We start from the raw sequence: 25,807 nt of genomic DNA, 5'->3' as shown, positions 1-25,807 counted from the left end.
CCGCACTCCTGCCGAGCGGAATTCCGGGGCCCCTCTCCCACCTGCCGTGAAACAGTCCCGAAATACTTCCCGGGGGCCACCGTCGAGAAGTGGCCGAGGCGTCCGAACTCGTTGAATTCCGGGAGCCGGTCCGGCAATTCTTCTCCTGTACTCGAACGAACGGCCCGCTCGAACACTGGTCGAGCGGGAAATCCAAGAGTTCAGGAGAGATTGATGCGTCTTCGGACGAAGCTCGCTGCCGTGGCCCTGGGTGCCGTCGCAGCAACCGGCGGTGTCGTGATGCCCACGACCGCCGCCGTCGCCGCCCCGGCCGGCGCCAGCGCCTGCTGGAACCCCAGCTGGTCGACCATCGGCAGCTCCTCGGGCGGCACGACCACGAACTACGTCAACATCCGCACCGGCCCGACGACCGACTGCACCTCGCTCGGTCAGGCTCAGATGAGCCACTCCCTCCGGTACGACTGCTGGGTGGACGGACAGAACGGGACCTGGTCCCACGTCCGGGACAACACCACCGGTGTCTCGGGCTGGATCAAGGACAGCCTGCTGAGGAACAACGGCGCCCCGTACCACTGCTGATGTCGTAGGTTCGGCTCCGGTTCCGAAGTCCGCCGCCCCCTTCACGGCCGCACGGCCGGGGAGGGGGCGGTCACCGTACCGGGCTCACCGGACCGTGCTCCCCGGACCGGGACTCCGCATCGGCAGCACGACCGTGAAGACCGTGCCCACCCCCACCTCGCTCGCCACCTCGATGGCCCCGTGATGGTCCGCCACGATCTGCCGGGCGATCGAGAGACCGAGCCCGCTGCCCCCGGTGGCCCGCCCGCGCGCCGCGTCCGCCCGCCAGAAGCGGTCGAAGAGGTGCGGCAGATCGGCCGCCGGAATCCCGCTGCCGGTGTCCCTGACCGTGATCCGGACCATCTCGTCCCGTTCGGCCACCTCGAGCCGCACGCTGCCCCCCGGAGCCGTATGCCGTACCGCGTTGCCGACCAGGTTGCTCAGCGCCTGCCGCAGCCTGCCCGGGTCGCCGTGCAGCGCCACGGGCCCGGGCGCCACGGCGTCGAGCGAGACGCCGGCCGCGGCGGCCAGGGCGCTGTGCGCCGTGCGGCAGGTCTCCACCAGCTCGCGCGCGTCGAGCTCCGTACGGTGGTACGTCAGGACGCCCGCCTCCGCCAGCGCCAGGTCCTGGAGGTCGTCGACGATCCGCTGCTGCAGCAGGACCTCCTCGTGCAGCGAGTCCAGGAGCTCCGCGTCGGCCTGGAGCACCCCGTCGCGCAGCGCCTCCAGATAGCCGCGCAGATTGGCCAGCGGGGTGCGCAGTTCGTGCGCGATGTCCCCGACGAGCCGGCGCTGGCGTTCCTCGCTGGCCTGGAGCGAGTCGGCCATGCGGTTGAAGGACCGGCCGAGCTCCCCCATCTCGTCCTTGCCGGCCGCGGGCACGCGCCGTCCCAGGTCGCCCTCGCCGAGACCACGGGAGGCGCCGGTGAGCGCCCGTACCGGCCGGAGCACCGCCCGGCTCAGCAGCAGTGCGGCGGCGAGGGCGGCGGCCGCGACACCGGAGGCCACGGCCACCGTCGGCCCGATCGCCAGGGCGCGGCCGGCGTCGTCGAGCGCGCCGAGGTGGACGGTCAGCGGCTGCGGGGCCACCGTGGCGGTCCGCTCGGTGAACACCCGTTGCAGACACGCATTGCGCTGGGCATCGTTGCGCCGCTGGCACGCCGCGGTGACGGCTTCGACGTTGCCCCGCTGCGCGGCGGGCGGGGCCTTCTCCTCCTTGGCGCACGTGTTCGCCCCCGCCGTGCCGCCGCTCTGCTCCCCCGCCTCGATGTGCTCCGGGATGCCCAGGTAGCCGGGACGCACGGCCACGTCACGGCCGGCCCGGGTCAGGCAGGCGGCGTACGTCACGCTCCTGGTGTACTGGTCGATGGCCGAGGCGGTCATCTTCGCCAGGGAGGACGTGAAACCTCCGCCGGGGAAGGAGAGTTCGGGTCGCGGGTCCACCAGCAGCGGCGCCGTCGTGCCGCCCGCGCGCGGTTCCCGGTCGAGCAGCACGTCGGAGTCGGCGAGCTGAGCCCCGGTCCCGTCGCTGATCCGGATGCGCTGCCCGGTGTCGCGGGCGAGCGTGCGTACGGTTCCGGCGACGCCGTCCCAGGTGCCCTGGGTCTCCCCGTACCGGCGCAGGTCCTCGGTGATCCGGGCGACGTCCTGGCGGTCGGCGGCGGCCGATTCACGGACCTGTCGGGTGACCTGGGCGAGCGTGAGCCAGGCGGTCGCGGCGGTGGCGGCCACGGCGACGAGCAGGATGAGCGCGAAGACACGGACCCGGAAGCTCACGCCCCCTCCCCGCGGGCGCCGCCCGAGCCGCCTGAACCGGCCGAACCGGCCGTCCCGCCCGAACCGGCCGAACCGGCCGAACCGTCGGCGAGCCGGTACCCCCGCCCGTACACGGTCTCCAGGTGCCGCGGCCGCCCCGGGTCCTCCTCCAGCTTCCGCCGCAGGTTCATCACGTGCGCGTCGACGGTCCGCTCCAGCACATCCCGGTCGAAGCCGAAGACCCGCTCGATGATCTGCGCCCGGGAGAAGACCCGGCCCGGTTCGCGGGCCAGCGCCTCCAGGATGGAGAACTCCTTCGAGGTCAGCGCCACCGGCCGCCCCGCCACGCGCACTTCGAAGCGTGCCGTGTCCAGCTCCACCTCGCCGACCCGCAGCAGCCCGGGCGCGGCCGCGCCGGCCTTGCGGGACCGCCGCAGCAGCGCCCGTACCCGCGCGGTGAGTTCGCGAGGGCTGTAGGGCTTGGTGAGGTAGTCGTCGGCGCCGAGGTCGAGACCGAGGAGCATGTCCTCCTCGGTGCTGCGCGCGGTCAGCAGCAGAATCGGTACGTCGGAGGCCTCGGCGCGCAGAATGCGGCACACGTCGAGACCGTCGACAAGGGGCAGCATCACATCGAGGACGAGGAGATCCGGTCGCGCCGAACGGGCTTTCTCCAGCGCCGCGCGGCCGTCGGCCACGACCTGTACCGCGTTCCCTTCTCGTTCCAGATAAATCCGGATCAGACGAGACTGTTTTTCGTCGTCTTCGGCGACCAGAATGCGCGCGCTCACCGATTCCCCCCACCCAGGCTGCGTAATTCCAGCACCGTAATACATCTCCTACGAGCTCGTAACGCGATCTTGTTGTAGCACCCCGGTACAGCGTGACTGGTGTGATGATCCTGCCGTTGGTGAGAGAGTGAGCACTCGGCCGTGGATCGTGGACGATGACTTGTCGGCACTGATCGAACCGCTGCTGCCACCCTGGCCAGAGCGTTCTCCAGGCCCCAGGCCGGTACCGGACAGGCTCTGTTTGCAGGGGATCTTGTACGTCCTGTTCAACGATGTGGCCTGGCAACTCCTGCCGCTGGAGCTGGGGTTCGGATCCGGTCAGACCTGCTGGCGACGGCTGGCCCGCTGGCAGCAGGGCGGAGTCTTCGGGGGCGCCGCGACCGGTCCGTCGCCGGTCGACCGGCGGAAGGCGGGCAGCAAACACCACTTGATCTGCGACGGGAAGGGAACACCGCTCCACGTCATCACCACTGCGGCGAACGTCAACGACATCACGCAGACGCTCAGCCTGGTCGACGGCATCCAGCCGGTGGCCGGACGGCCTGGACACCCGCGGCGGCGCCCCGAATCTGTCCTGGGCGACAAGGCGTACGTCTCGACGGCTGTGCGCCGCGAGCTGCGACGCCGACGCATCATGCCGGTGATCTCCCGCAGGGGCGCCCCGAACATCAAGGGCCTGGGCAAGCTCCGCTACGTCGTGGAGCAGACCTTCGCCCGGCCGCCGCCGGGTGTGGTGCCACCACACGCCGGACTGGGCACACTGATCTACTGGGCGGACACCTTGGTGAGCACCAGGGACCACGACCCGTCCGGAGTGCTGAACGCTATCTTCCCTCCGCCGCGCGCGTAGAGGTGGACACCGGAGACCTCACCGATGCCACGCTCGTCGATGTCCAGGTAGACGAAGTCGTCGGAGAGGGTGCCGTTGTCGACGAAGTCCCATTTGCCGTGGAAATCGTCGGGGTCGGCGTGCTCGCCCGTCGACAGATGAGTGGCGGTGAATGTGCCGTCGGAATCGAGCGTGATCTCGCCGCCGGTCTTGCCGTTGCGGTACACGCCGGGAAGCTCGTCGGGGTCGACCGAGTACGCACACCCTGAGGTGAGTACCGAAGCAGCGGCCAGTACGGCGACGAACCACCGTCCGGCTATCCCCCTGATCATCACGGCCCCAGCGTAACGAACTGCCGAATCGTCACACTGGTCACCCCGACCAGGAAGCCTCAACAAGATCGTGTTACGAGCTCTACAACTGGTAGACCGCCGTGACGGGCGCGTGGTCGCTCCAGCGCTCCGCGTGCGTGGCGGCCCGCTCGACGTACGCCTTCACGGCCTTGGCGGCGAGACCGGGGGTGGCGACCTGGTAGTCGATGCGCCAGCCGCTGTCGTTGTCGAAGGCGCGGCCGCGGTACGACCACCACGAGTACGGCCCGTCCTGGTCCGGGTGGAGGGCGCGGAGCACGTCGACGTATCCGCCGTCGCCCTCGTCGAGGACGCGGCTCAGCCACGCGCGCTCCTCCGGCAGGAAGCCGGCGTTCTTCTGGTTGGCCTTCCAGTTCTTGAGGTCGGCCTCGCGGTGGGCGATGTTCCAGTCGCCGCAGACGACGACCTCGCGGCCGTCGGCGGCGGAGCGCTCCTTGAGCTCCTTCAGGTACGGCAGGAACGCGTCCATGAAGCGGATCTTCTCGTCCTGCCGCTCGGTGCCGACCTCGCCGGAGGGCAGGTAGAGGCTGGCGACGGTGACGCCGGGCAGGTCGGCCTCGATGTACCGGCCGCTGTCGTCGAACTCGCTCACCCCGAAGCCGACCCGCAGCCGGTCCGGCTCGCGCCGGGTGTAGAGGGAGACGCCCGCACGGCCCTTGGCGGCGGCGGGGGCGTGCGCGGTGAACCAGCCCTCGGGCGCGCGGACCTCGGCCGGGAGCTGGGACTCCTCGGCGCGGACCTCCTGCAGGCAGACGGCGTCGGCGGAGGTGCCGGCGAGCCACTCCACGAAGCCCTTCTTGGCGGCGGCCCTGAGACCATTGACATTGGCGGTCGTCACAGTGAGCATCCCGGGAGAATACCGGCACCCGAGCAGTGCGCATAGATGTACCATGCTTCGCATGGATATACGCCCCACGCCTTACGACCACCCCGACGCGGTCAAACTCGACGACGCCGTCCAGCTGGAGTACATCGCCCGCTACGGCGACGACGAGGGCGATGCCACACCGCTCGACGCCGGCATGTTCGTACCGCCGCGCGGCCTCTACCTCCTCGCGTACGACCCCGAGGGCCGCCCCGTCGCGACCGGCGGCTGGCGCACCCAGGACGAGAACGACGAGGGGTACTCGGACGGCGACGCGGAGCTCAAGCGCATGTACGTGATCCCCGAGGCGCGCGGCCTCGGCCTCGCCCGGCGGATCCTCACGGCGCTTGAGGAGGACGCGCGGGCGGCGGGCCGGACGCGGATGGTCCTGGAGACGGGCACGGCGCAGCCCGAGGCGATCGCGCTGTACACGTCCAGTGGCTACGAGCCGTGCGCCAAGTTCGGCCACTACCGGGAGTACGAGTCCAGCCGCTGCTTCGCGAAGGCCCTGACCGGAACCCACTGACGCGCTCCTGACAAACGCGTCGCTCTCTGGCACTCTGCTGCACGCACGTCGATCCGCACCGTTCTCATCCCCCACCTGCCTCGGCAGAAGGAGACATGCGTGAGACGCCATCGCACAGCCTTAGCCGCCCTGCTCGCCGCCGGAGCCCTGCTGGCCGGCGCCCTGACCACGACGTCGGCCCAGGCGGCGGAGACCGCCGCCCAGCCCGCCCGCACGGTCACCGCCACGGAACAGCAGCGGGCCACCGCCTTCTGGACCGCCGACCGCATGCGGTCGGCGCCCCCGCTCGACCTCCAGGTGACCCCGGGCGCCGCCCTCAAGCAGGTCGCCCGCTCCTCCCGGCCCACCACCGTCTCCCCGACGGCCTTCCCCCAGCCGGGCGGCGCCTGGACGGGCGGCGGCGCGGTCGTGAAGACCTCGGGCCGCGTCTTCTTCACCTTCCAGGGCCGTACGGCCTCCTGCTCCGGCAACGCGGTCACCAGCCAGAACGCGAGCACGGTCATCACGGCGGGCCACTGCGTGAAGTACCAGGGCGCGTGGCACACCAACTGGGTCTTCGTCCCCGCGTACGACAACGGCAGCGCGCCGTACGGCCAGTGGACGGCGACGAAGACGCTCACCACCCCGCAGTGGGAGGCGAGCGAGGACATCAACTACGACGTGGGCGCGGCGGTCGTCGCTCCCCTGAACGGCCAGACCCTCACCTCGGTCACCGGCGCCCAGGGCATCCAGTTCAACGGCGGCTACAACAAGCCGATGTACGCCTTCGGCTTCCCGGCGGCCTCCCCGTACGACGGCTCGAAGCTGATCCACTGCTCGGGCAACTCGTCGAAGGACTTCCTCTTCTCCCAGGACCACAGCCTCGCCTGCAACATGACGGGCGGCTCGAGCGGCGGCCCCTGGTTCACCTCCTTCAGCGAGGCGACGGGCACGGGCCTGCAGGTCTCGGTGAACAGCTTCGGCTACACCTTCCTGCCCAACCGCATGTTCGGCCCGTACTTCGGCAACGACGCGAAGGCCCTGTACGACCGCGCCCAGGCGTCCTGACACACCCGTCCACCCACCCACCCACCCATCCACCCGTGCCCCCGGCGGAGACTGCTCCGCCGGGGGTACGTGCGTCGGTTCATCTCTCTTGTGACGAGATGGGATAGGCGGCATTCGGGTGGAGAACCGCGCGTACCGCAACCGGGATCGGCCCGTACGCACTCCTCCTGGCCAGTCGCAGGACAACTGAGGAGGCACGCATGACTGGGCTTCAGTCTTTCCCCACGGCCCCGACCGCAGTGTCGGACTTCGACCCCTACCGGTTCCCTGCCGTGTACATCGACGACCTCGCGGAGGAGACGCCGGCCGCGTACGACATCCCGTCGTACGGCGACCACCCGCTGCCCCCGCCCGCTCCCGCGAGCCGCCTGTCCGTTCCGCTGGAGCCGGCGGACCGCCGCCGGCTGGAGCTGCACGCCGCGCTCACCACGGCGGGCATCGCTCCCCTGCCGGGCGACCTGGACGCCATCGAGGCGCTGTGCGCGCTGGACGACTTCACCCACATCGCGCTCCAGCGCTGGATCACGCGCAACACCTGAGCCCCCCCGGTGCGGAGGATCAGAACTCGTCGGCGCCGTTGCGCAGCTCGTGCGTCCAGTAGCCGGTCTTCGCGACCGCGTCGTCGACCGCGATGCCGCCCGCGGGCGCGTGGACCTCCTCGCTGCCCTCGGCGGGGCCGTCGGCGGCGAAGAGGTTCACGGAGAAGGAGGTGACGGCGCGGTTCTCCTCGTCGACACCGCCGTTGTTGATCCGCACGGCCGCGTAGGCCGGGGCGCCGGCGTCGAGCACGAGGGGCGTGGCCGGCTCGGTCCTGGCGACGGCCGGGACGTCCTTGGCGGTCTGGATGTCGCCGAACGCGATCAGCGGGTACCGGACCATCGTGCAGGCGCGGCCCGATACGTTGGTGGCAGTCAGCGTGATGTGCGTGGTGGGCACGCCGTCCTGCTTGGCAGCGGAGATCCTCACGTCGTCGACGGTGCAGGAGGCCGGGGCCTTGCCACCGGCCTTCGCCTTGGAACCGGCCTGCGCACCGGAGGCCGTGGAGCCGGAGGAGCCGGAGGAGCCGGAGTCTGCGGAGTCGGCGGAGTCGGCGGAGTCGGCGTCCGCGCCGGTCGCGCCGGTCGCGCCGGTCGCGCTCGGGGCTGCCTGCGAGGCGGCCGCGGCGGCCTTCTTCTCCTTCGCGCCCGAGCCGTCCTCACCACCGCAGGCGGTGAGGGCGAGAGCGAGCGCGGCGGTGGCGGCGGCGAGAACGGTGGTGCGGGTGCGGAACGAACGCATGGGAACTCCCCCGTGAGTGATGACGCGGTGTCTTACCGCGGCCTGGGAAAGACTCTGCCGACTCGCCCCCACCCCGTGCCAGGCGTGGCACCCAATGCGGGACGCAGGGACGTTCCATCCCCTCTGACCTGCAGAAACAAGCCAACCTGGAACAGCGAATCGGAACGACCCGCCCCAACCACCGGCGCCTTGAGCCCCACGGGACCCCGGGAGCTCAGCCCTCGGCCGCCTCTGCGTCGCCAACAACAGCTGCAGAAGCTCCGCCAGGCCGATCGCGACCAGAGGGCCTTCCGGGCCCGTTCCGCGTCCCGGAAACGCGAAGATCCCGCCCGATCTTGCGATCGGACGGGATCCTCATTGTCTGTGGGGTGTTCGCGAGTGTCGCTGACCAGACGGTACAGGGGCAGTCGAAGATCGCTTCCCAGATCGGCGGAGATCGCTTCCCACCGATCAGCGGTCAACCGCCGCGGAGACCCCAGTGATCAAGGCCGCGGTAGATGTGCGCCGTTCGGCACTGAGGCGCCGCGAGACAGTCGGCTTCGCCTCGGTAGACGGCGATGAGGCAGTCTTCGCCACGCCACCAGTTGTCCGCGATGCCTTGGATCTCGCGGACCGGTTCGTATTCCTCCAGGCCCAAGTCGTCGACGGCGTCGCCCGTGATCTTCGTGATGCTCTGTGCCCAGAGCGCGGCGTGATGAGCCAGGGCCAATGATTCCACCCACCCGTCGATGCTGGCGTGCAAGGGTGTCCAGCGCTCGGCGTGGATACCGAACTCGCCCCCAGGCCCGATCATGAATCCGTAGGCCATCGACACCCGCTCGTCCCCGGCCGAGAACCACCAGCCTTCTGCGGCAGAGCCTTCGGGCGTGTCAGCGGCGAGGATCCGCGGACCGCCCTCGTACACGGGTGCCGGAGGCAGTGCGATGCCGCCCCAGCGCGCTTGGAAGGCCGCAACGCGGTCGACCTCGGCAGCGGGTATCCCGTGCATGAGCCACTGGTCCCGGTGAAGCTGGACTTCCAGGCACGGGACGAGCAGCCCATGTGTGTGGACGAACTGTCGGGCTCGGCGGCTCAGGCCTTCCGGGGGGCGAGGGGGCCGCGGTGCATGCGTGGTCACGCAGCGACGTCAAGCGTCAGGGACGCACCATAGGAAGGGAGAACCTCACCGCCCGTGCACTGCACGGTGTCGGGCGCTCTTCTGAACGAAGGAGCAGTACTGGGCCATGGTCTCCCGGCATTCGGCGGGCTCCAGCTCACGCCTTGGCGGCCGCTCGCGTGCCCATCGCTGCCAGGGGCCGTCCGGCGTGAGGAAGCGGGCTGCATGGTCGGTGCCTTGGGCGGTGTCGAGGTGGAGGAGGGCGCCAAGGGCGGATGCCTGGTCGTAGGCCAGGTCGGGGCGGGCCAGGTAGCGGTCGAGGTAGGCGGTCAGGAGGCCGGCGTCAGCTGCGGTCCCGAAGGTGGCCAAGGCGATGCAGTACGCGTGCCCTGCGTACGGGCCAGCGCTGGCCAGGAGGAGTTCCCCCAGCTGTGGGCGGAAGGCGGTACGACCGGCTATCGCGATCAGCCAGGCAGCGGTCTTGCGTTCGCGCCATCCACAATCGAGCAAGAGGCCCAGTTCGCGCGGCGTGATGGCCTCTGCAGTCTGTGCGAGTTCCCGCGCAAGATTGTCACGCTCGCGCTCCGCCAGACGAAAGATCCCGTAGTTCAGGCGCAGGTAGCGCCGATCAGCAGCGACGTAGTGGCGTCGCAGTTGGTCCAGCTCCAGATCGTCGGGGTAGGGGCGCATTCCTGCATGGTGCCCTACCGCGGGACGGCGTGGCAGCACTCCCACGTCCTGGCCCACGGAAGCGGCATGGATGATGGCGCCGTGACGAACATCAGTGACGACCAGGTGAAGGTCCACTTCCGGATGGCCATTGACGAAGACGGCTGGCCGCCGGCGAGCGTCGAGAGCCTGTGGGCCGTGGACCTCGGCGACGGCACCGTGCGGCTGGATAACACCCCGTGGTTCGTCCGTGGCATCGCCAGCGACGACATCATCCGGGGTGAGATCGACGATGAGGGCATCCGCTGGGCTGGAGAGACGGTCCGAGCTTCGGAGAACTGCACGATCCGGCTGATCGTGCTCAAGGACGGCGGATCAGCCGCAGCCCGGCAGAGCGTTCTGGAGATCTTCCACAAGCTCGGCACGACAGGCGAAGGTATCGAGAGACTCCGGATGGTCGCACTGGATGTCCCGCCAGGGGCGGACCTGCCACGGATCCGAAAGCTCCTTGAACACGGTGCGACGGAGGGCTGGTGGCACTGGGAAGAAGGGTGCGTTACCGCTGCTTGGAGGTCCACGGCCACGGACTGAGCGGCCGCGTGTGCAGCGGGAAGGCCGCCGAGGTCTCTGTCAGCGGCACCGTGGATGATCGGGCACATGACACATGGTTCCCGAGAAGCCCTTCGATCCCTCGCCTTGCAGCACCTGTCGCCCGAGGATGCTGAGAAGTGGCTCGGTCTGCTTCGCCCTGGCGTGCGTCTTGAGGTAGCAACTGGCACTGACGACGCTGTGGGTCGACTCGGTGGCCTTCCCGCGTTGCCGGCCATCGCGGAGTGGCCGGTGTGGGAGGGGCACGGTCCGCTCTCTTTCGTCGCCTCGATCGACTGCGCGCGTCTGCCGACGGCCGCGCTGGACATCGATCTGCCCGAGGCGGGAACGCTGCTGTTCTTCTACTTCGACGGTCAGCTGGATGACGGCGAGGCTCTCGTTCTGGCCGAGGACCGGGAGAGCTGGGCGGGCGCCCGTGTGCTCTACGTGGCGGCCGAGGAGGAGGTGGCGGAGCGTGGGGCGCCTGCCGGTCTGAAGGGGTATCCGGTGGTGACGCTGGCCGCTCGGGTGGAGATGACTGCGGCCGAGCCCTGGCATCCGTCCGTCCGGGCCGCCTTCGCCCCGGGCGCCCCGCTGGGGAACCGGTATGGCCACCCCGTCTGCTCGCAGGGGTTCCTCGACGCGCTGTGGGAGTTCGATGATGAGGTGGGGCATCAGATCGGCGGCCACGCTCACTCGGTGCAGAACCCGGTCGAGATCGAGATCGCGGAGGCGGTTTTGGACGGCGAGGTGTCCTGGGACGACCCGCGGCTGTCCGAGGAGGCGGGCAACTGGGTGCTGCTGGCCCAGTTCGACAGCGAGGACGCCGCGGACATGATGTGGGGCGATGCCGGAGCCCTGTACTGGCTGATCCGCCCGGAAGATCTGGCCGAGCGGCGATTCGAGCGGGCGATGTTCACCTGGCAGTGCAGCTGATGAGCGCGGCACCTCCCGCTTGGGGAGTCCAGTACACGCTGAGCCTGCCGAGCGAGGGCGCTGCCCGCGCCGCCGCATCCGAGCTGTCCGGGATGGGGCACCGTCTGACGGCAGTGCGTGTCCACGATCACTTCCGGTTCGTTCCGTCGAGCTTCTGGTACGGCCGGCCATCGATGGACCCGGAGCTGGAGGGGTGGTGGCAGGTCTTCTCACTGGCCATCTACAGCGGGTACGAGCGCATGGCTCTCGAGCCGTTCTTTCGGAGTGAACGGATTCGGGTGGCCCATGTAGCCCGTGCCCACGGCGGTTTTCAGCAGGGGTACAGCGAGGGGCATGCTGAGACTCTCGAAGGAGTCTTCACACGGAACGGCCTGGTCCGTGAGCAGGCCGGCGCCAACGTCGCCCTTCCGAGTCCTCTGCCCAAGGATCCCGCGCGACCCCCAGCCGGACCACCGTGGAAGAGCAGTGAGGCCGGTGAGCCCGCAGTGCTGGTCCAGGCCGTGGTGGCGGTCGCAGAGCGCATGTACGGCAGGGCGGGGGACGTTCCGGATGCCGTCGGGTGGCTGCTCGATGAGGAGTTCGCGTTCGGCGAGCCCTACGGGTCAACGGGCGAGTTCCTCGGCGATCTCGCGGATGCTGCGGCCCACCAAGGCACCTGCACCGACACCACCGTCGAGGCTGTCCCATTCCTCATGGAGCTGGTCTGCGATGACAATGTCGCGCCCGGCAGCCGGTTGGTTCTGCTCGGCGACCTGTTGCGGCTCGCTGCTTCGGGGCCGGCAGCCGCAGTCTCCCTGGCCGATCGCATCACCGCACTCGGGGGTGCCGGGGAGGAGTCTGCAGCTGAATATCTGACACGGCGGGCCATCGGCAGCGAGCTGCCGAGACTGCTATCCCGCTGGGAAGACGAGAGCTATGCCGTCCGATTCGCTCTCGCCGCGCTCGCGGCGCTCTGTGGCACTCGTGACCAGCGCGCACTCTCAGGGCTGGCCGCTCTCCCGGCTCCAGCAGGCAGCTCCCGCGCCGATGTCGTGTCGCTCGTGGCAGCCCTGCTCAGTAACGACCGAGAAGGCTTGGTACCTGCACTGGACCGGCTGGCCTCCTGGTCGCCCCGCGTTGCAGAGAAGGCAGCCAGCCCGAACGTGGATCTTCAGAGTCTGGGACTGGCCATCCTTCCGGACCTCGTCCTCGAAGACGTGGCGTCAGGAATCGCAGCAGAGCGTGATCTGCCATAACTGTTGACGGCGTTAAGAATTACGACTGGCATCGCAGACACGTAGGTCAGGGGTGCCAGACATCAGGCTCGTGCCCCGGTGTGTGTCAACTACCAGACTTCGTTGGTCATTTGGCTGCCGGGCACGACTGGCATTCCCTACGATGACTGCCGTTGTCCTGTCGTACGGGAGGGCCGAGGAGGGGCGGATGGACTTCACAGGGGCGGGCGAGCCGGATGCGGCTCCCGGGTTGCGGACCGCTGTTGGGATCTACTCCGGCAAGACCGATCGGACGCTGGCGCGGATCTCGGAGCTCGAAGCAGAACTCGCCGACCTCCGAGTCGAGGCGGCAAAGTACGCGAGCACTCGCGATCAGCTGAGCGAAGCTCTCGCCGAGCTCCTCGCGGGCCGCTCGGCGCCATCCGAGGACGATCAAAGCCCCCAGCAGGAAGCTGACGCGGAGAACGAGGACGGCGATGCGTCCGCCGGTGACGAGCCGGAACCGAGCGAGCCGTCCGAGGAGACGCGTGCCGGGCAGAGCCGGCCTTCACGGTCGCCGTCCGGGCAGTTGATGCAGGCGGTCGAGCAGATCCTTGTGGGCGCCGGACGGCCGATGAAGGTCAAGGACATCACAGAGGCCCTTGGGCGTCCGACGAAGGGCGACGAAGGTCGGGCGCCCATCGAGACGACCCGCCGGACGTGCAAGCGGCTGGTGAAGAACGGCCGTGCCGTAGAGCACCCGATCGGAAGTTTCGCTGCCCGCCGGGTCACGGAATCACAGGGAGGGGACGCCTGACGCCGCCGCCCTGAACATGAGATGTCCCCTCCTCCCGTTGCGGGGAGAAGGGGACGGGTTCCGTTGAGCTTGGACTCTCTTCGGAACCTATGACGTGGACCCTCGTAGTGGCTCACGCATCCCCGAGGCTAGAGCAATCCACCTCGCCTCGGGGGCGCGTGGCCTATTTCGTCGTTCCCTGGGACGGGTTTCCCCGGGGACGGGAAGGCCGATTTTGATGCGTACTGCGCATTCCGTCCCGCGGGTACAGCGGGGCAGCGAGGAAATCTTCCAGGCGGGCAACGGTGACGACGTCCGGCCAGCACCGGCCGGCGAGCAGGTCGGCGATGGCCTGCCGGTTGACCCCGGATCCGGTAGAGACCTGCCGCAGGCTTCGCTTCTCGCGCTCCAGGGCGAGCGCGAGCGCGCGGGCGATGGCCTGGACGACTCTGGCGGCGACGTCGTCGACGGCGGAGTCGGGCCAGGTTTCCGGATCGCGGGCAAGGTCTCTCGGCGCGGTCTTGCGGGCCAAACCTCCGACCATGTCGATGCACTCCTTTCCGTGAAGATCGCCTTCGACGTCTTCACTGGCTGCTTGTCCAGCCGGTTCTGTTGGTCTGTGACACTGAGCTCGGAGGTCTCCAGCAAGATCCGCGACTACCGGCCCCGGCTGCCACATACGGAGTGGGCGCCGGTCGCCGAGCTGGTGAGAGCCACCGTGACGGCGGCAGCTCCGGCTACCTGCTACGCGGCGGAGCATCTGCTGCACGTGATCGGCCGGATCGCGGTCTGGGCGGACCGGCGCGGTCTTCCGCGCGACCCGGGAACCTGGCTGCGGACCGAGACGATCGACGCCTTCATCCTGTCGGGCTGCGCTGCGGCGAAGGACTCGACGGTACTGACTTATCGGACCTGGCTGCGACGGGCTCGGGAGGCTCTGGTGTGGGTCCAGCGCGGAGAGGCCCCTCCGGCTCGGCTTTCCTCGCCTCGCACGCCTCAGCCTCCTTATGGTGCCGGAGAGTTGGCTCGCCTGCGGGATTGGGCGAATCATCTGCCGGACCAGGCTCGACTCAACGGCCTCGCCCTCATGGCACTCGGAGCCGGGTGTGGCCTGATGCCGGGCGAGGTCCCGCCCATGCGGGGCAGTCACGTTCGCGTGACCTCTGGTGGCGTTGCGGTGCTGGAGGAGAAGCTGCTCGGCCGACTCGTGGCGTGCCACTCCGATTGGGAAGGCACGCTGGCCGAGCTGGCAGAGATCTCCGGAACCGGATTCCTCTTCAGGCCGGGACGGAAGGTCGCGGCAGCCAAGAACCTCGTCTCGTCCTGGCCTGCCCGCCATCGGCGCCATGCGGGTCTGCCGCCGCTCTCCGCTCGGCGATTGCGGTCGACGTGGATCGTCGGCCGGCTTTCCGAGGGCATCAGTCCGGAGGCGGTCGCTTCCGCCGCGGGCATGGCCTCCCCTGCCGGTTTGGCGGGCTATCACCACTGGGTGCCCCCACTACCCAGGGCGGAGGTGATCCCATTGCTGCGTGGCCGCCGCTCATGAGGGCGCGGCCTGAGGCTGACCAGCTGGCTGCCCGTCATGCGCGGCCACGGCTGCGGCCTGGACGGCTCACCGAGATCCCGACTCCAAGGTCGGCCAGCTGCTGACCGTCCTCGACCGCTCTGGTCTGCCCCAGCAGTTGGAGGACATGCTGCGCGGTCGCCCCGGGCCACCAGGCGTGCGGCCCAGGACCGTACTGGCCGGCTTGATGCTCGCCGTGTACTACACGGGCCGAGCCACGGTCTCCGACGCCTGGCGGATCCTGCACTTCCGTCTCCAACCCACAGCTCGCGCCTGGCTCGGCATCCCCGAGATGCCGCCGTCCACGGCACGCGCGTGCATAGCTGCCAGTCGTCGTCTCTACCGAGGGCTGGACCGGATCACCACCGTGCTCGACCCGGCACGCTGCGACCGACGCCGGCGCCTGGTCCAAGCGGAGGCTGACATTCACTGCGCTGTTTGGGACGAGGCTGCTGGCCGATCGGCTGTGAACCGGCTCCAGCGGCTGGCGAACGACCTCGTCTTGGTCCCGGTCCGGCTGGCACAGCAACGCGGATACATGCGGCACTGGGCCGGTGACGTGGGAGTGGACGCCACCTCGGTCCCGGTTCTGGCCGACCCGGACAGCGACCGCTCGGGCACGGCCTCCGTCGAGATCACCGCCGGCTGGCACTTCAGCGGCGGCTCCGACAAGGGCATCTTCGGCTACAGCGCGACCCTGCTCGTCGCCGCCCACTCCCGCACAGGCGAAGGAGCCGCGAAAGGCCGCCGCGCGCCCTCCTACCCGCAGCTCTGCCTCGGCCTCACCCTGGACACTCCGACCGTCCGCACGGGCGAGAACGCGGTCACGGTACTGAAGCACCTCGCCGAGCTTCGACTGCCGACTGGCACCTGTGCCGCAGATCGGGCCTATACCGGCTGCTCGCCGGAGAACTTCCAGATCCCCGTACGACGACTCGGCTACCGCCTCGCTCTGGACTACAAGGCGGCCGACCGTGGCATCCAGGGCAGCTGGCAAGGAGCCGTACTGATCGACGGCTCCCTCGCCTGCCCGCACATCCCCAACGCCTTGGCCCAGGCCACTCACGGCATGGACGACAAGACCTTCCGCCGACGGCTCGATGAACTGAAGCCACTGGTCGCCGAGCGACTGCCCTACTTCCTCAAGCTCAAGCAGAACGCCGACGCCCGAGGAACCACGCGCCTCCAGTGCCCGGCGGCCGGCCTCTCCCCTTCGGTGAACTGTCCACGCCGAGAACGCCTCCGCCCAACGCGGCCGACCGCCTCGAGCCCACCTCAGACCGTGATCCGGCTGGCGGATCGCCGCTCCCGCGCCAGCCATGCTTCGGCTCGCCCGACCATCCAGCTTCCTGACAGAGAGTGGACGGACCCTCCCGGGAAGGAGGCGCTGCCCGCCGTCTGCGGGGCATCCTCGATCAGCGTCCCCGCCGACGCGGCCGGAGACCTGAAAATCGCCAAGTTCCGGCAGGACAGCCACTACCTCAGCCCCGCCTGGGACCGGATCTACAAGCCGATCCGCTCCCACAACGAGGGCCTCAACGGTCGCCTCAAGGGCGCCTACATGGACATTGGTAACCCCATGCACCGCCGAGCACCCGGCCAGGTAGCCCAGACGATCCTGATCGCGATCATGGTGGTCATCGGAAACCTGGACATCCTGGAAACCTGGCTCTACGAGCGCACCGGCAGCCGACTCTCCGACGCCGACTTCGAGTCCATTCCGGCTCCCCCAGATCGCGACCGGCCGTACGTCTCCGCACCACTCGACATGGGGCGGCATCCGCCGGCCAACTTCTGATCGAGGCGCGTCACAGCCGCACATCACGACCACCAGCCCCGGGCGACCGGGGCCGGTTCGCATGCCTCGGCAACGGTCAGACGCCTGCCCAGCAACCCGCCAGATCTGATACGCCGCCATCCACCACCCCGAACAGGCATCGAACGACCCCCGAAACGACGAAGATCCCGCCCGATCTTGCGATCGGACGGGATCTCGTCACCACTCCTGAGCTAACTCAAGAACAGTCGTCTGTGGACCTGTGGGGATTTGAACCCCAGACCCCCTCGATGCGAACGAGGTGCGCTACCAGACTGCGCCACAGGCCCTTGCGACGTGTGAAACATTAGCATCCCGATCGGGGTACGAGGAAATCCGTTCCCCCGCAGGTCAGCCGAGGGCCACGGTGGGCCCCCGGCCGGCGGTCATTCGTTGGCCGCGCGGGGGCGGTCGTCGTCCGCGTACTGGTCGAAGAGCGGGGTGCGGCCGTGGTCGCGCTGGCGGCGCGGCGGGGTCGTGCGCTGGCGCGGGGCCGGGGGCGGAGTCGGGGTCGCCGACGGGGCCGGCGTCGGGTCCGCGGCCGTGGAGGAGCGGGCCGAGCTCCAGGTCTCCGGGTCCGTGATGTCGATGCCGCTGCTCGCGCGCGGCGCGACCGGGGCCGTGACGTACGTGGGCAGCGGGACCGGGACCGGCTCCCAGCTGTCGCCGCGGGCCGGGCCGCGCTCGCGCTGCTGGTCCACCCACTCCGCGTGGTCCGTCTGCTCGACGAGCGCGCGGCGGCCGGCCTCCTGCGGGGAGACCGCGGGGGCCGGTGCGGGTTCCGGGCGGGAAGGCTCCTCGTCCGGCTCGGTCGCCGCGGCGGCCGTCGCCGGGCGGCGCGGGCGGTTCTCGCGCAGGCGGGCCGCGGCCGCCTCGGCGCGCCGACGGTCCATCACGTACACGAAGCGCCGGCGTTCCGTCGTCCGCAGATGCACGATGTACGCGCTCAGCAGCACCGCCGGGACGGCCGGCGCCCACAGGAACGCGAGCCCGCCGACCGCGGCGACGATCGCACCGAGGGTGAAGGCGAGGAAGAGGACGACCGTGGTCCGTCTCCGCCGGGCGAGGACCTTGCCGCGGCGCGCGCGTTCGGCGGCCGCCGCCTGCGAGGGCCGCCGATGAGGCGCCGCCGCCGGCTCCGGCCCGGGCTCCGGTTCCGGCTCGGACGGGAGCGCCAGGCGCGCTTCCGTCCTGGCCGCGGGCGCGGAAAAGGACCGGACGTCGACCGAGCTCAAATGCTCGGTCTCGGCGTCCGGATCCACGTCGGGCTCCGCGTCGTCCGCCCTTCGGTCCCGGTCCTTCAGCTCCTTGGCGTACCGGCGCTCCATTCCCGCCCGTCCGGAAAGCAGCCGGATGGCGGTGCTGAAGCGTTCCGTCGGACGAGCCTCGTTGAGCTCGTCCTGCCTGCGGAGCCACATCGGTACCAAGTAGGCGGCCCAGGCCCCGACGATGACTGCGTAGATGAGGCCGCTGCTGCTCACGCCTCACACGGTAGAGGGGTTCGCGGGACCGCATCGGCCAATTGGACCGGTGTGTCGCACGATCTGGCTGATATCACTGAACTTTTTTGTGATTGTTCAGATCGATTGACGGTCAACTACTGATTGAATTCGAACACTTATTTCATTGTGCGGGGTGCGAGGGACGGGGACGCGCCTGGTGCCAGCGCCGCACCAAACCCTCGGGGACTTCCTCCGCCGTGAGCGCGAAGACGAGATGGTCGCGCCACGCCCCGTCGATGTGGAGGTAGCGCGGACGCAGCCCTTCCTCCCGGAATCCCAATTTCTCCACGACCCTCCGCGAGGGGCCGTTCTCGGGCCGAATGCAGACCTCGATCCGGTGCAGTCCGACCGTACGGAAGCAGTGGTCGACGGCGAGCGCGACCGCCGTCGGCATGACCCCGCGACCGGCCACCTCGCTGTCCACCCAGTAGCCGACATGGCCCGAGCACATCGAGCCCCAGGTGATCCCCGCCACGGTCAGCTGGCCGACGAGCTGCCCCTGGTACTCGATCACGAACGGCAGCATCCGGCCCGCGTTCGCCTCGGCCCGCAGATGGCGGACCATCTGCCGGTACGTCGGACGGTGCGCGACCGGACCGCCGGGGGCCGGCGGCGGGATCGTCGCCTCCCAGGGGCGCAGCCAGTCGCGGTTGCGCCGGTTCACCTCGCGCCAGGCCCGCTGGTCGCGCACCTTTATCGGGCGCAGCACGACGTCTCCGTCGACCAGGACCACGGGCCAGGAGGGGATCATGACGGTCTCGGGTGGTCGCCGCCGCGGATCTGGTCGACCGCGTGGACGAGGAGCGGCTCCAGGACGGCCAGCCCGTCGCGGACGCCGCCGGAGGAGCCGGGCAGGTTCACGATCAGCGTCCCGCGCGCGACGCCCGCGAGGCCGCGGGAGAGCGCGGCGGTCGGGACCTTCTCCCGGCCGTACGCGCGGATCGCCTCGGGAATCCCGGGGATCTCGTGGTCGAGGACCCGGCGGGTGGCCTCGGGGGTGGCGTCGGTCGGCGAGATGCCGGTGCCGCCGGTGGTGAGGATGACGTCGTACCCGGCCTCGACGCCTGCTCGCAGCGCGGCCTCGACCGGTGCGCCGTCCGGGACCACCTGCGGTCCGTCCACGGCGAAGCCCATCCGCCGCAGCCCTTCGGCGATCAGCGGGCCGCCCTTGTCCTCGTACACGCCCGCCGAGGCCCGGTTGGACGCGGTGACGACGAGCGCGGAGTAGGGGGCGCCGAGAGCACCGCCGGTCTCCGGACCCAGCTCCTCGGCGGCGTGGGTCTCCGGGGCGTGGGTCTCGTGGGCGTGGGTCTCGCTCACCCGGCCCGCGCGCGTCACGACTCCGTCCCTTCCGGCCCCCGGCTCCAGTCGCCGGACTTGCCGCCCGTCTTCTCCTCCACCCGTACGTCGGAGATGACCGCGCCCTTGTCGACCGCCTTGATCATGTCGACGACCGTCAGCGCGGCCACCGACACCGCCGTCAGGGCCTCCATCTCGACGCCCGTGCGGTCCGTCGTCTTCACGGTCGCCAGGATCTCGACCGCGTCGTCCGCCACCGTGAGGTCGAGCGTCACGCCCGAGACGGACAGCGGGTGGCAGAGCGGGATCAGGTCGGGGGTCTTCTTGGCGCCCATGATCCCGGCGATCCGGGCGGTGGCGAGCGCGTCGCCCTTGGGTACGCCCTCGCCCCGCAGCAGCTCGATCACGCGCGGCGAGACGAGGACGCGGCCACTGGCCCGTGCGGTCCGCGCCGTGACGTCCTTCCCGGAGACGTCGACCATGCGGGCCGCGCCCGCCTCGTCGATGTGGGTGAGTCCTTGCTGCGCGCTCATTGCTGTGACACTCCCGGTCGCTGTGTGGGACGCCACGGTACCGCCACCAGGCCCTCCTCAGCCGAGGAGGACCACGTCCAGGTCGCCGCCGGGTTCCACCGCGGTGCTCTCCTCCGGTACGACGATCAGCGCGTTCGCGTGCGCGAGCGCGGCGATCAGGTGGGAGCCGGCCCCGCCCACCGGGGTGACGGTGCCGGACTCGGCGTCGTACGTCCCCCGGAGGAACTGGCGGCGGCCCGAGGGGGACGAGAGCGCCTTGTCGGCCTTGAGCGCGGCGCGGACGCGCGGGCGATGGAGATCGCCGAGGCCCATCAGGGCCCGGATCGCCGGCCGCACGAACAGCTCGAAGGAGACGTACGAGGAGACGGGGTTGCCGGGCAGGGCGAGCAGCGGGATGTGCTCGGGGCCGATGGTCCCGAAACCCTGGGGCTTGCCCGGCTGCATGGCCAGCTTGCGGAAGTCGACCTCGCCGTCCGCCGTCAGCGCCTCCTTGACCACGTCGTACGCGCCCACGCTCACCCCGCCCGTGGTGACGAGCAGGTCGGCGCGGATCAGCTGGTCCTCGATGGTGGCGCGCAGGCTCTCGGCGTCGTCGGTGACGGCGCCGACCCGGTAGGCGATGGCTCCGGCGTCGCGCGCGGCGGCAGCGAGCGCGAAGCTGTTGGAGTCGTAGATCTGGCCCTCGCCCAACTCCTCGCCGGGCTGGACCAGTTCGCTGCCGGTGGAGATCACGACGACACGCGGGCGGGGGCGCACCCGCACCGTGGCGCGGCCGATCGCGGCGAGCAGCCCGATCTGGGGCGGCCCGAGGACCGTGCCCGCCTCCAGGGCCAGGTCGCCGGCCTGGACGTCGCTGCCGCGCGCGCGGACGTGCGCGCGGGCCTCGGCGGGGCGGTGGACCCGGACCTCGCCCGCGGCGCCCTCGGGGGCGGCGCTGGCGGCGCGCATCCCGCTCGCCGCTCCCCCGCCCGTACCGCCGTCGGTCCACTCGACCGGGACGACGGCCTCGGCGCCGGGCGGCAGCGGGGCGCCGGTCATGATCCGGGCGGCCTCGCCGGGTCCGACGACGGGCAGGCCGCCGGCGCCCGCGGCCACGTCGCCGATCACGGTCAGGACCGCGGGGTACTCCTCGGTGGCACCGGCGACATCGGCGACCCGTACCGCGTATCCGTCCATGGAGCTGTTGTCGAAGGGGGGCAGCGCGACCGGCACCGTCACGTCCTCGACCAGGACACAGCCCTGGGCGTCGGGCAGTTGCAGCTCGATGGGATCGAGCGGGGAGACCGCCGCCAGGATGTCGTCGAGGTGCTCGTCCACGGACCACAGGCCGCGGGACGGCCCCGCGCAGGGGTCGCTCGACGGATCGCCGGACGCCGGTGCCGTACTGCTGCTCAAGGTGCTACATCTCCTCGCTGACGTACCTGCGGAGCCAGGCCCGGAAGTCCGGTCCCAGGTCTTCACGTTCGCACGCGAGTCTGACAATGGCACGCAGATAGTCCCCGCGGTCACCGGTGTCATAGCGCCGGCCCTTGAACACGACGCCGTGGACCGGGCCGCCGATTTTCCCCGCGCCGGTAGGCGCTGATTGATACGTCTTGGCAAGTTTCTGCAGGGCGTCGGTCAGCTGGATCTCGCCGCCGCGGCCCGGCTCGGTCTCCCGCAGTATCCCGAAGATGGCCGGATCCAGGACATAGCGGCCGATGATCGCGTAGTTGCTCGGCGCCTCCTCCGGGTCCGGCTTCTCGACCAGATCCGTCACCTTCACGACGTCCGAGTCGATCGTCGCCTCGACCGCGGCGCAGCCGTAGAGGTGGATCTGGGAGGGCTCGACCTCCATGAGCGCGATCACGCTGCCGCCCTCCCGCTCCTGGATGTCCACCATCCGGGAGAGCAGCGGGTCGCGCGGGTCGATCAGGTCGTCGCCGAGCAGCACGGCGAAGGGCTGGTCGCCGACGTGCGGGGCCGCGCAGAGCACGGCGTGCCCGAGGCCGCGCGGGGCCCCCTGGCGCACGTAGTGCATGGTGGCGAGGTCGCTGGGCTCCTGCACCTTGGAGAGGCGCTCCTCGTCGCCCTTGCGGGCCAGCGCCTCCTCCAGCTCGTAGTTCCGGTCGAAGTGGTCCTCCAGGGGACGTTTGTTCCGACCGGTGATCATGAGAACGTCGGAGAGCCCGGCCGCGACGGCCTCCTCGACGACGTACTGGATCGCAGGCTTGTCGACGACCGGCAGCATTTCCTTCGGCGTCGCTTTGGTGGCCGGCAGGAAGCGCGTGCCGAGGCCGGCGGCCGGGATGACAGCCTTGCTGATCCTGGGGGGCGACTGAGTCATGCCGAGCACCATAGCCGTTCGGTATGAGGGGAAGATGGGCCTCCCATTAACTTCCTGTTCATATGGACAGGTACGAGAGGTTCGTGAGTTCACGTGAGTTCCCGGTGACGGCCGACATGTCCGAAAAGGCCGCCCTGCGCCGCCAACTCCTCGCTGCCCGCGCCCTGCTGACCAGCCATGATGTCGAATCCGCCGGTGAGCTGCTCGCCCGGGGGGCACGAGATCTTGCCGAGCTGGCGGAGGCGTCGACCGTCGCCGCCTATGTGTCCGTGGGCCGTGAGCCGGGCACGCGCGCGTTGCTCGACGTGCTGCGCGCGCGGGGCGTCCGCGTCCTGTTGCCGGTGCTGCTGCCCGACAACGATCTCGACTGGGCCGTGTACGAGGGTGCGGAGCACCTGGCGAAGGCCGGCCGGGGCCTGCTGGAGCCGACGGGGCCGCGGCTCGGGCCGGAGGCCGTGTGCGGGGCCGACGTGGTGCTGCTGCCCGGCCTCGCGGTCGACGAGCGCGGGATGCGGCTGGGCCGGGGCGGCGGCTCGTACGACCGCGTGCTCGCCCGGCTCGCCCGCGCGGACGCGCATCCGTCCCTGGTGGTGCTCCTCTACGCGAACGAGGTGGTCGCCCGGGTCCCTGAGGAACCGCACGACCACCCCGTGCAGGCGGTGGTGACCCCGGAGGGGGTCAGACACTTCGAGCCTTAGGGCCTGAGGACCAGCGTGTCCTTCGTCGAGGCGTCGACCGCCGCCTTGCCGAAGGACCAGTCGAGCAGCTCGCCCTTGGCCCAGGCCTCGGTCTGGTCGGTGTAGTGCCCGTGGTACGCGTGCCCCGAGGCGCCGGACAGGTTGATCCAGCGGGACCTGTCCCAGTCGCCGACGTTCACGACCATCCGCATCGAGGGGACCCAGATGACCTCGTAGCCGCCGGCCGCGTTCCAGCCGGTCGCGTTCACCGCGGCCTCGCCGCCGCCCAGGTTCCACGGGCCGCGGTTGAGCATCGACTGGACGAAGCCCGGTCCGCCGGTGCCGAGGGTCTGGTTCTTCAGGGTCAGCTGGTGCAGCCGGCCCCAGCTCCAGGTGGAGACGTCCTTGCCGAGCTTGGCGGTCAGCTCCCAGCGGGCGTCCTTCATGGCCCGGGCGAGCAGCTGGTCACGGGTCTCGGTGGCCGGGTCGGTGCGGTTGGCGGGGGTCTGCCACCACTCGCTCTTCTCCTGCTTCAGGAGCGGGCGGACCACCTCGTACCAGCGGTCGCCGCCGTCCGGCTGCGCGGAGTCCGGGTCACGCTCGCCGCACTCCCGTACCAGCTTGTTCTGCTCGTCGACCGGGCCGGTGAAGTCGGCCGGGCGGACGTTGATGCAGTCGCCCTCGGCCCGCAGCTCCTTGGGCAGCTTGTTGCCGAAGGAGAGCTTGAGGACGTTGCGCCAGACCGCGTTGAAGTACGCGGCGGCGGCCGAGTCGGGCTCCTGGGTGTAGTCCCAGCCCTCGAGGAGCTTCTGCGCCTCGCGGACGTACGGGTCCGAGATGTCGATCTTCAGCAGGAGCGGGTTGAGCAGGGTCGCGATCTCGCTGCGGTTGTCCATCTGCATGGTCCGCATGTCGTCCGGCGAGATCTTTCCGCCGTCCTTGGTCTTCGACTCGATGAGGTCGTTGATCCGCTGGCTGCGCGAGCCGTATCCCCAGTCCTTCGTCAGGAGGTAGGGGTACGTGTCGGCGTCGACGACGGCCTGGTTGGCGGTGACGATGTAGCCGCGGGCGGGGTTCTTCTCGTACGGCAGCTCGTCGTACGGGATGTAGCCCTTCCACTTGTACGAGGAGTCCCAGCCCGGCGCCGGGAGGCTGCCGTCGCCCTTGGCGCGGACGGGGATCTTGCCCGGTGCCTGGTAGCCGATGGTCTCGGCGTCGGCGTAGATCAGGTTCTGGGAGGGGACCTCGAACTTCTTGGCCGCGGCGCGGAACTGCTCGAAGTTCTTGGCGCGGTCGAGCTCGAAGACGGCGTCCATGGAGCTGCCGGGCCGCAGCGCGGTCCACTGCAGGGAGACGGCGTAGCCGGTGCCGCGGTCCGGGGCGGCGTTGCCGACGGGGGCCTTCTGGCCGACCTTCTCCAGTTCGGTGGAGCGGTCGGAGACCAGCGGGCCGTGCTCGGTCGAGCGGATCGTGATCTTCCGGCTGCCGCCGCCCGCGACCTTGATCGTCTCCTCGCGGATCGTGAACGGCTTGACCCGGCCGTCGACGACGTAACCCGTGTCCCCGACCTTCTCCAGGTAGAGGTCGGTGACGTCGGCGCCGAGGTTGGTGAAGCCCCAGGCGATGGTGTCGTTGTGACCGATGATCACGCCGGGCGTACCGGAGAAGGTGTAGCCGGCGACGTCGTAACGGCAGGTCGCCGAGACGGAGCGGCAGTGCAGGCCCATCTGGTACCAGAGGGACGGCAGCATCGGGGCGAGGTGCGGGTCGTTGGCGAGCAGCGGCTTGCCGGAGGTCGTGTACTTCCCGGAGACGACCCAGGAGTTCGAGCCGATGCCGTTGCCGTTGGGGCCGAGCAGCGCGGGGATCTCGTCGAGCGTGTCGGAGAGCGCGCCGAGCTGGGACCGCATGCCCCGCAGGGCGCCGTTGGTGCCGGTGCCCTCGCCGTCGTCGCCCTTGCCCGCCTCGCCCTTCGGGTCGTACGCGCCCTTCGCCTTGTCGACCGCGCCCTCCTCGACGATCGGCTGGTGCAGGTCGTACGGGTACCCCGGGTACAGCTGCTTGATCTGCGCCGCGCCGAGCCGGCTCGTCATCAGGGAGCGGTCGATCTCGTCCTGCATGTTGCCGCGCAGGTCCCAGGCCATCGCCTTGAGCCAGGCCACGGAGTCGACGGGCGTCCAGGGCTCGATCGCGTAGTCGTGGGAGAAGGCGAGCGCCGCGTACTCGACCGAGATCTCGGAGGCCTCCTTGCCCTTGAGGTAGGCGTTGACGCCCTCCGCGTAGGCCTGGAGGTTCTTCTTCGTCTCCGCCGACAGGACCTTGTCGTACTCCTGCTGCGCGACCTGACGCCAGCCCAGGGTGCGCAGGAAGGCGTCGGTGTCGACCTGGTCCTTGCCGAACATCTCGGAGAGACGGCCCGCCGTCATGTGGCGGCGGACGTCCATCTCGTAGAAGCGGTCCTGGGCTTGGACGAAGCCCTGGGCGCGGAAGAGGTCGGCCTCGGTGTCGGCGTAGATCTGCGGTACGCCGTAGGCGTCGCGCTTGACCTCGACCTGGCCGGAGAGCGCGTCCAGCCGGATCTCGCCCGTCGTCTGCGGGAAGGAGCCACGGACGGTGGTGACGCCCCAATACCCGCCGTATCCGACGCCCGCGACCAGTGCGAGGACCAGGACGAGCAGGATCAGGCGGGCGCGGCGCCCCTTCTTCTTGGTGGGGGGCGCGGTCGTGTTGGAGGGCATCGCTGTCCTTCGAGGGGCAGGGTGATCCTGGAGTACGGGAGCAACCTTAGGCGCAGC

27 protein-coding genes and 1 tRNA gene are annotated in these 25,807 nt (G+C 70.1%); 12 read left to right on the top strand and 16 right to left on the bottom strand.

Annotation, left to right across the window (positions count from 1 at the left end; translation table 11 throughout):
* The first annotated feature begins 213 nt into the window (after positions 1–213).
* Positions 214–579 carry an SH3 domain-containing protein gene (locus tag FDM97_RS03795; protein ID WP_137988848.1) on the top strand — a complete coding sequence of 122 codons (366 nt, stop codon included), beginning with the start codon at positions 214–216 and terminating at the stop codon, positions 577–579.
* A gap of 84 nt (positions 580–663) precedes the next feature.
* On the opposite strand, the gene FDM97_RS03790 is transcribed toward FDM97_RS03795, so the two are convergent.
* Together FDM97_RS03790 and FDM97_RS03785 are read right to left on the bottom strand one after the other, a co-directional pair.
* Positions 664–2,334: a sensor histidine kinase gene (locus tag FDM97_RS03790; RefSeq protein ID WP_137988847.1), complete on the bottom strand. Its 1,671-nt coding sequence runs from the start codon at positions 2,332–2,334 to the stop codon at positions 664–666.
* Positions 2,331–3,101 (bottom strand): response regulator transcription factor, encoded by a 771-nt coding sequence (locus FDM97_RS03785; protein ID WP_137988846.1) that lies wholly within the window; start codon positions 3,099–3,101, stop codon positions 2,331–2,333. Before FDM97_RS03785 ends, FDM97_RS03790 begins: the two co-directional genes overlap by 4 nt.
* 127 nt (positions 3,102–3,228) lie before the next feature.
* On the opposite strand from FDM97_RS03785, the gene FDM97_RS03780 reads away from it, so the two are divergent.
* Entirely contained in the window at positions 3,229–3,951 is a 723-nt protein-coding gene (locus tag FDM97_RS03780) for a transposase (RefSeq protein WP_349775373.1), read from the top strand.
* Here the strand turns inward: FDM97_RS03780 and FDM97_RS03775 are convergent.
* Together FDM97_RS03775 and FDM97_RS03770 are read right to left on the bottom strand one after the other, a co-directional pair.
* Positions 3,867–4,262 carry a hypothetical protein gene (locus tag FDM97_RS03775; RefSeq protein ID WP_175439370.1) on the bottom strand — a complete coding sequence of 132 codons (396 nt, stop codon included), beginning with the start codon at positions 4,260–4,262 and terminating at the stop codon, positions 3,867–3,869. The genes FDM97_RS03780 and FDM97_RS03775 overlap by 85 nt on opposite strands.
* Positions 4,263–4,344: 82 nt before the next feature.
* On the bottom strand, positions 4,345–5,148 hold the full coding sequence (locus FDM97_RS03770) for an exodeoxyribonuclease III (protein WP_137988844.1): 804 nt from the start codon (positions 5,146–5,148) through the stop codon (positions 4,345–4,347).
* A 52-nt stretch (positions 5,149–5,200) separates the two neighbouring features.
* On the opposite strand from FDM97_RS03770, the gene FDM97_RS03765 reads away from it, so the two are divergent.
* The 3 genes from FDM97_RS03765 (at position 5,201) to FDM97_RS03755 (ending at position 7,278) form a co-directional block, all read left to right on the top strand.
* The gene (locus tag FDM97_RS03765) at positions 5,201–5,692 is read left to right on the top strand and encodes a GNAT family N-acetyltransferase (protein WP_137988843.1); all 492 of its coding nucleotides are present in this window, start codon (positions 5,201–5,203) and stop codon (positions 5,690–5,692) included.
* Between the two features lie 99 nt (positions 5,693–5,791).
* Entirely contained in the window at positions 5,792–6,739 is a 948-nt protein-coding gene (locus FDM97_RS03760; RefSeq protein ID WP_137988842.1) for a trypsin-like serine peptidase, read from the top strand.
* A 200-nt stretch (positions 6,740–6,939) separates the two neighbouring features.
* The gene (locus tag FDM97_RS03755) at positions 6,940–7,278 is read left to right on the top strand and encodes a hypothetical protein (protein ID WP_137988841.1); all 339 of its coding nucleotides are present in this window, start codon (positions 6,940–6,942) and stop codon (positions 7,276–7,278) included.
* Between the two features lie 19 nt (positions 7,279–7,297).
* On the opposite strand, the gene FDM97_RS03750 is transcribed toward FDM97_RS03755, so the two are convergent.
* The 3 genes from FDM97_RS03750 to FDM97_RS03740 form a co-directional block, all read right to left on the bottom strand.
* Positions 7,298–8,017 carry a DUF4232 domain-containing protein gene (locus FDM97_RS03750; RefSeq protein ID WP_137988840.1) on the bottom strand — a complete coding sequence of 240 codons (720 nt, stop codon included), beginning with the start codon at positions 8,015–8,017 and terminating at the stop codon, positions 7,298–7,300.
* 457 nt (positions 8,018–8,474) lie between these two features.
* Positions 8,475–9,005 (bottom strand): hypothetical protein, encoded by a 531-nt coding sequence (locus FDM97_RS03745; RefSeq protein ID WP_254705488.1) that lies wholly within the window; start codon positions 9,003–9,005, stop codon positions 8,475–8,477.
* 174 nt (positions 9,006–9,179) lie between these two features.
* Complete coding sequence (locus FDM97_RS03740; protein ID WP_137988838.1) at positions 9,180–9,803, bottom strand: DUF6000 family protein; 624 nt, start codon at positions 9,801–9,803, stop codon at positions 9,180–9,182.
* A gap of 81 nt (positions 9,804–9,884) precedes the next feature.
* Between FDM97_RS03740 and FDM97_RS03735 the strand changes: the two genes are divergently transcribed.
* From FDM97_RS03735 to FDM97_RS03720, 4 genes are all read left to right on the top strand, one after another.
* The gene (locus tag FDM97_RS03735) at positions 9,885–10,373 is read left to right on the top strand and encodes a DUF4265 domain-containing protein (protein WP_254705487.1); all 489 of its coding nucleotides are present in this window, start codon (positions 9,885–9,887) and stop codon (positions 10,371–10,373) included.
* A gap of 225 nt (positions 10,374–10,598) precedes the next feature.
* Positions 10,599–11,306: a YwqG family protein gene (locus FDM97_RS03730; protein ID WP_254705486.1), complete on the top strand. Its 708-nt coding sequence runs from the start codon at positions 10,599–10,601 to the stop codon at positions 11,304–11,306.
* Complete coding sequence (locus FDM97_RS03725) at positions 11,306–12,541, top strand: hypothetical protein (RefSeq protein WP_137994638.1); 1,236 nt, start codon at positions 11,306–11,308, stop codon at positions 12,539–12,541. The genes FDM97_RS03730 and FDM97_RS03725 overlap by 1 nt, the downstream gene beginning before the upstream one ends.
* Positions 12,542–12,728: 187 nt before the next feature.
* Positions 12,729–13,316 carry a hypothetical protein gene (locus FDM97_RS03720; RefSeq protein ID WP_137988835.1) on the top strand — a complete coding sequence of 196 codons (588 nt, stop codon included), beginning with the start codon at positions 12,729–12,731 and terminating at the stop codon, positions 13,314–13,316.
* A 163-nt stretch (positions 13,317–13,479) separates the two neighbouring features.
* On the opposite strand, the gene FDM97_RS03715 is transcribed toward FDM97_RS03720, so the two are convergent.
* The gene (locus FDM97_RS03715) at positions 13,480–13,827 is read right to left on the bottom strand and encodes an XRE family transcriptional regulator (protein WP_175439025.1); all 348 of its coding nucleotides are present in this window, start codon (positions 13,825–13,827) and stop codon (positions 13,480–13,482) included.
* 30 nt (positions 13,828–13,857) lie between these two features.
* Between FDM97_RS03715 and FDM97_RS03710 the strand changes: the two genes are divergently transcribed.
* The gene (locus FDM97_RS03710) at positions 13,858–14,841 is read left to right on the top strand and encodes a hypothetical protein (protein ID WP_254705485.1); all 984 of its coding nucleotides are present in this window, start codon (positions 13,858–13,860) and stop codon (positions 14,839–14,841) included.
* A gap of 205 nt (positions 14,842–15,046) precedes the next feature.
* On the top strand, positions 15,047–16,657 hold the full coding sequence (locus FDM97_RS03705) for a hypothetical protein (RefSeq protein WP_175439024.1): 1,611 nt from the start codon (positions 15,047–15,049) through the stop codon (positions 16,655–16,657).
* A 234-nt stretch (positions 16,658–16,891) separates the two neighbouring features.
* Here the strand turns inward: FDM97_RS03705 and FDM97_RS03700 are convergent.
* The 7 genes from FDM97_RS03700 to galU all read right to left on the bottom strand — a co-directional run bounded on the left by FDM97_RS03700 (position 16,892) and on the right by galU (position 22,335).
* A tRNA-Ala gene (locus FDM97_RS03700) sits at positions 16,892–16,965 on the bottom strand.
* 96 nt (positions 16,966–17,061) lie between these two features.
* Positions 17,062–18,156: a divisome protein SepX/GlpR gene (gene sepX, locus FDM97_RS03695; protein ID WP_137988833.1), complete on the bottom strand. Its 1,095-nt coding sequence runs from the start codon at positions 18,154–18,156 to the stop codon at positions 17,062–17,064.
* 142 nt (positions 18,157–18,298) lie between these two features.
* A complete protein-coding gene (locus tag FDM97_RS03690; protein WP_137988832.1) occupies positions 18,299–18,928 on the bottom strand; it encodes a GNAT family N-acetyltransferase in 630 nt (209 codons plus the stop codon).
* On the bottom strand, positions 18,925–19,440 hold the full coding sequence (locus tag FDM97_RS03685) for a MogA/MoaB family molybdenum cofactor biosynthesis protein (RefSeq protein WP_137994636.1): 516 nt from the start codon (positions 19,438–19,440) through the stop codon (positions 18,925–18,927). The genes FDM97_RS03690 and FDM97_RS03685 overlap by 4 nt, the downstream gene beginning before the upstream one ends.
* Before the next feature lie 71 nt (positions 19,441–19,511).
* Complete coding sequence (gene moaC / locus FDM97_RS03680) at positions 19,512–20,009, bottom strand: cyclic pyranopterin monophosphate synthase MoaC (RefSeq protein WP_137988831.1); 498 nt, start codon at positions 20,007–20,009, stop codon at positions 19,512–19,514.
* 57 nt (positions 20,010–20,066) lie between these two features.
* Positions 20,067–21,404, bottom strand: coding sequence for a molybdotransferase-like divisome protein Glp (glp, locus tag FDM97_RS03675; protein ID WP_137988830.1), 1,338 nt, complete (start codon positions 21,402–21,404; stop codon positions 20,067–20,069).
* 4 nt (positions 21,405–21,408) lie between these two features.
* Positions 21,409–22,335, bottom strand: a complete 927-nt coding sequence (gene galU, locus FDM97_RS03670) for a UTP--glucose-1-phosphate uridylyltransferase GalU (RefSeq protein WP_137988829.1) — start codon at positions 22,333–22,335, stop codon at positions 21,409–21,411.
* Between the two features lie 116 nt (positions 22,336–22,451).
* Between galU and FDM97_RS03665 the strand changes: the two genes are divergently transcribed.
* On the top strand, positions 22,452–23,033 hold the full coding sequence (locus tag FDM97_RS03665) for a 5-formyltetrahydrofolate cyclo-ligase (protein WP_137994635.1): 582 nt from the start codon (positions 22,452–22,454) through the stop codon (positions 23,031–23,033).
* Here the strand turns inward: FDM97_RS03665 and FDM97_RS03660 are convergent.
* A complete protein-coding gene (locus FDM97_RS03660) occupies positions 23,030–25,750 on the bottom strand; it encodes a penicillin acylase family protein (RefSeq protein WP_137988828.1) in 2,721 nt (906 codons plus the stop codon). The genes FDM97_RS03665 and FDM97_RS03660 overlap by 4 nt on opposite strands.
* Between the last annotated feature and the right edge of the window lie 57 nt (positions 25,751–25,807).

Source organism: Streptomyces vilmorinianum, from assembly GCF_005517195.1.
Lineage (GTDB): Bacteria > Actinomycetota > Actinomycetes > Streptomycetales > Streptomycetaceae > Streptomyces > Streptomyces vilmorinianum.
The sequence above is the reverse complement of the archived record's forward strand: the minus strand, read 5'-3'. Positions and strand labels throughout refer to the sequence as shown.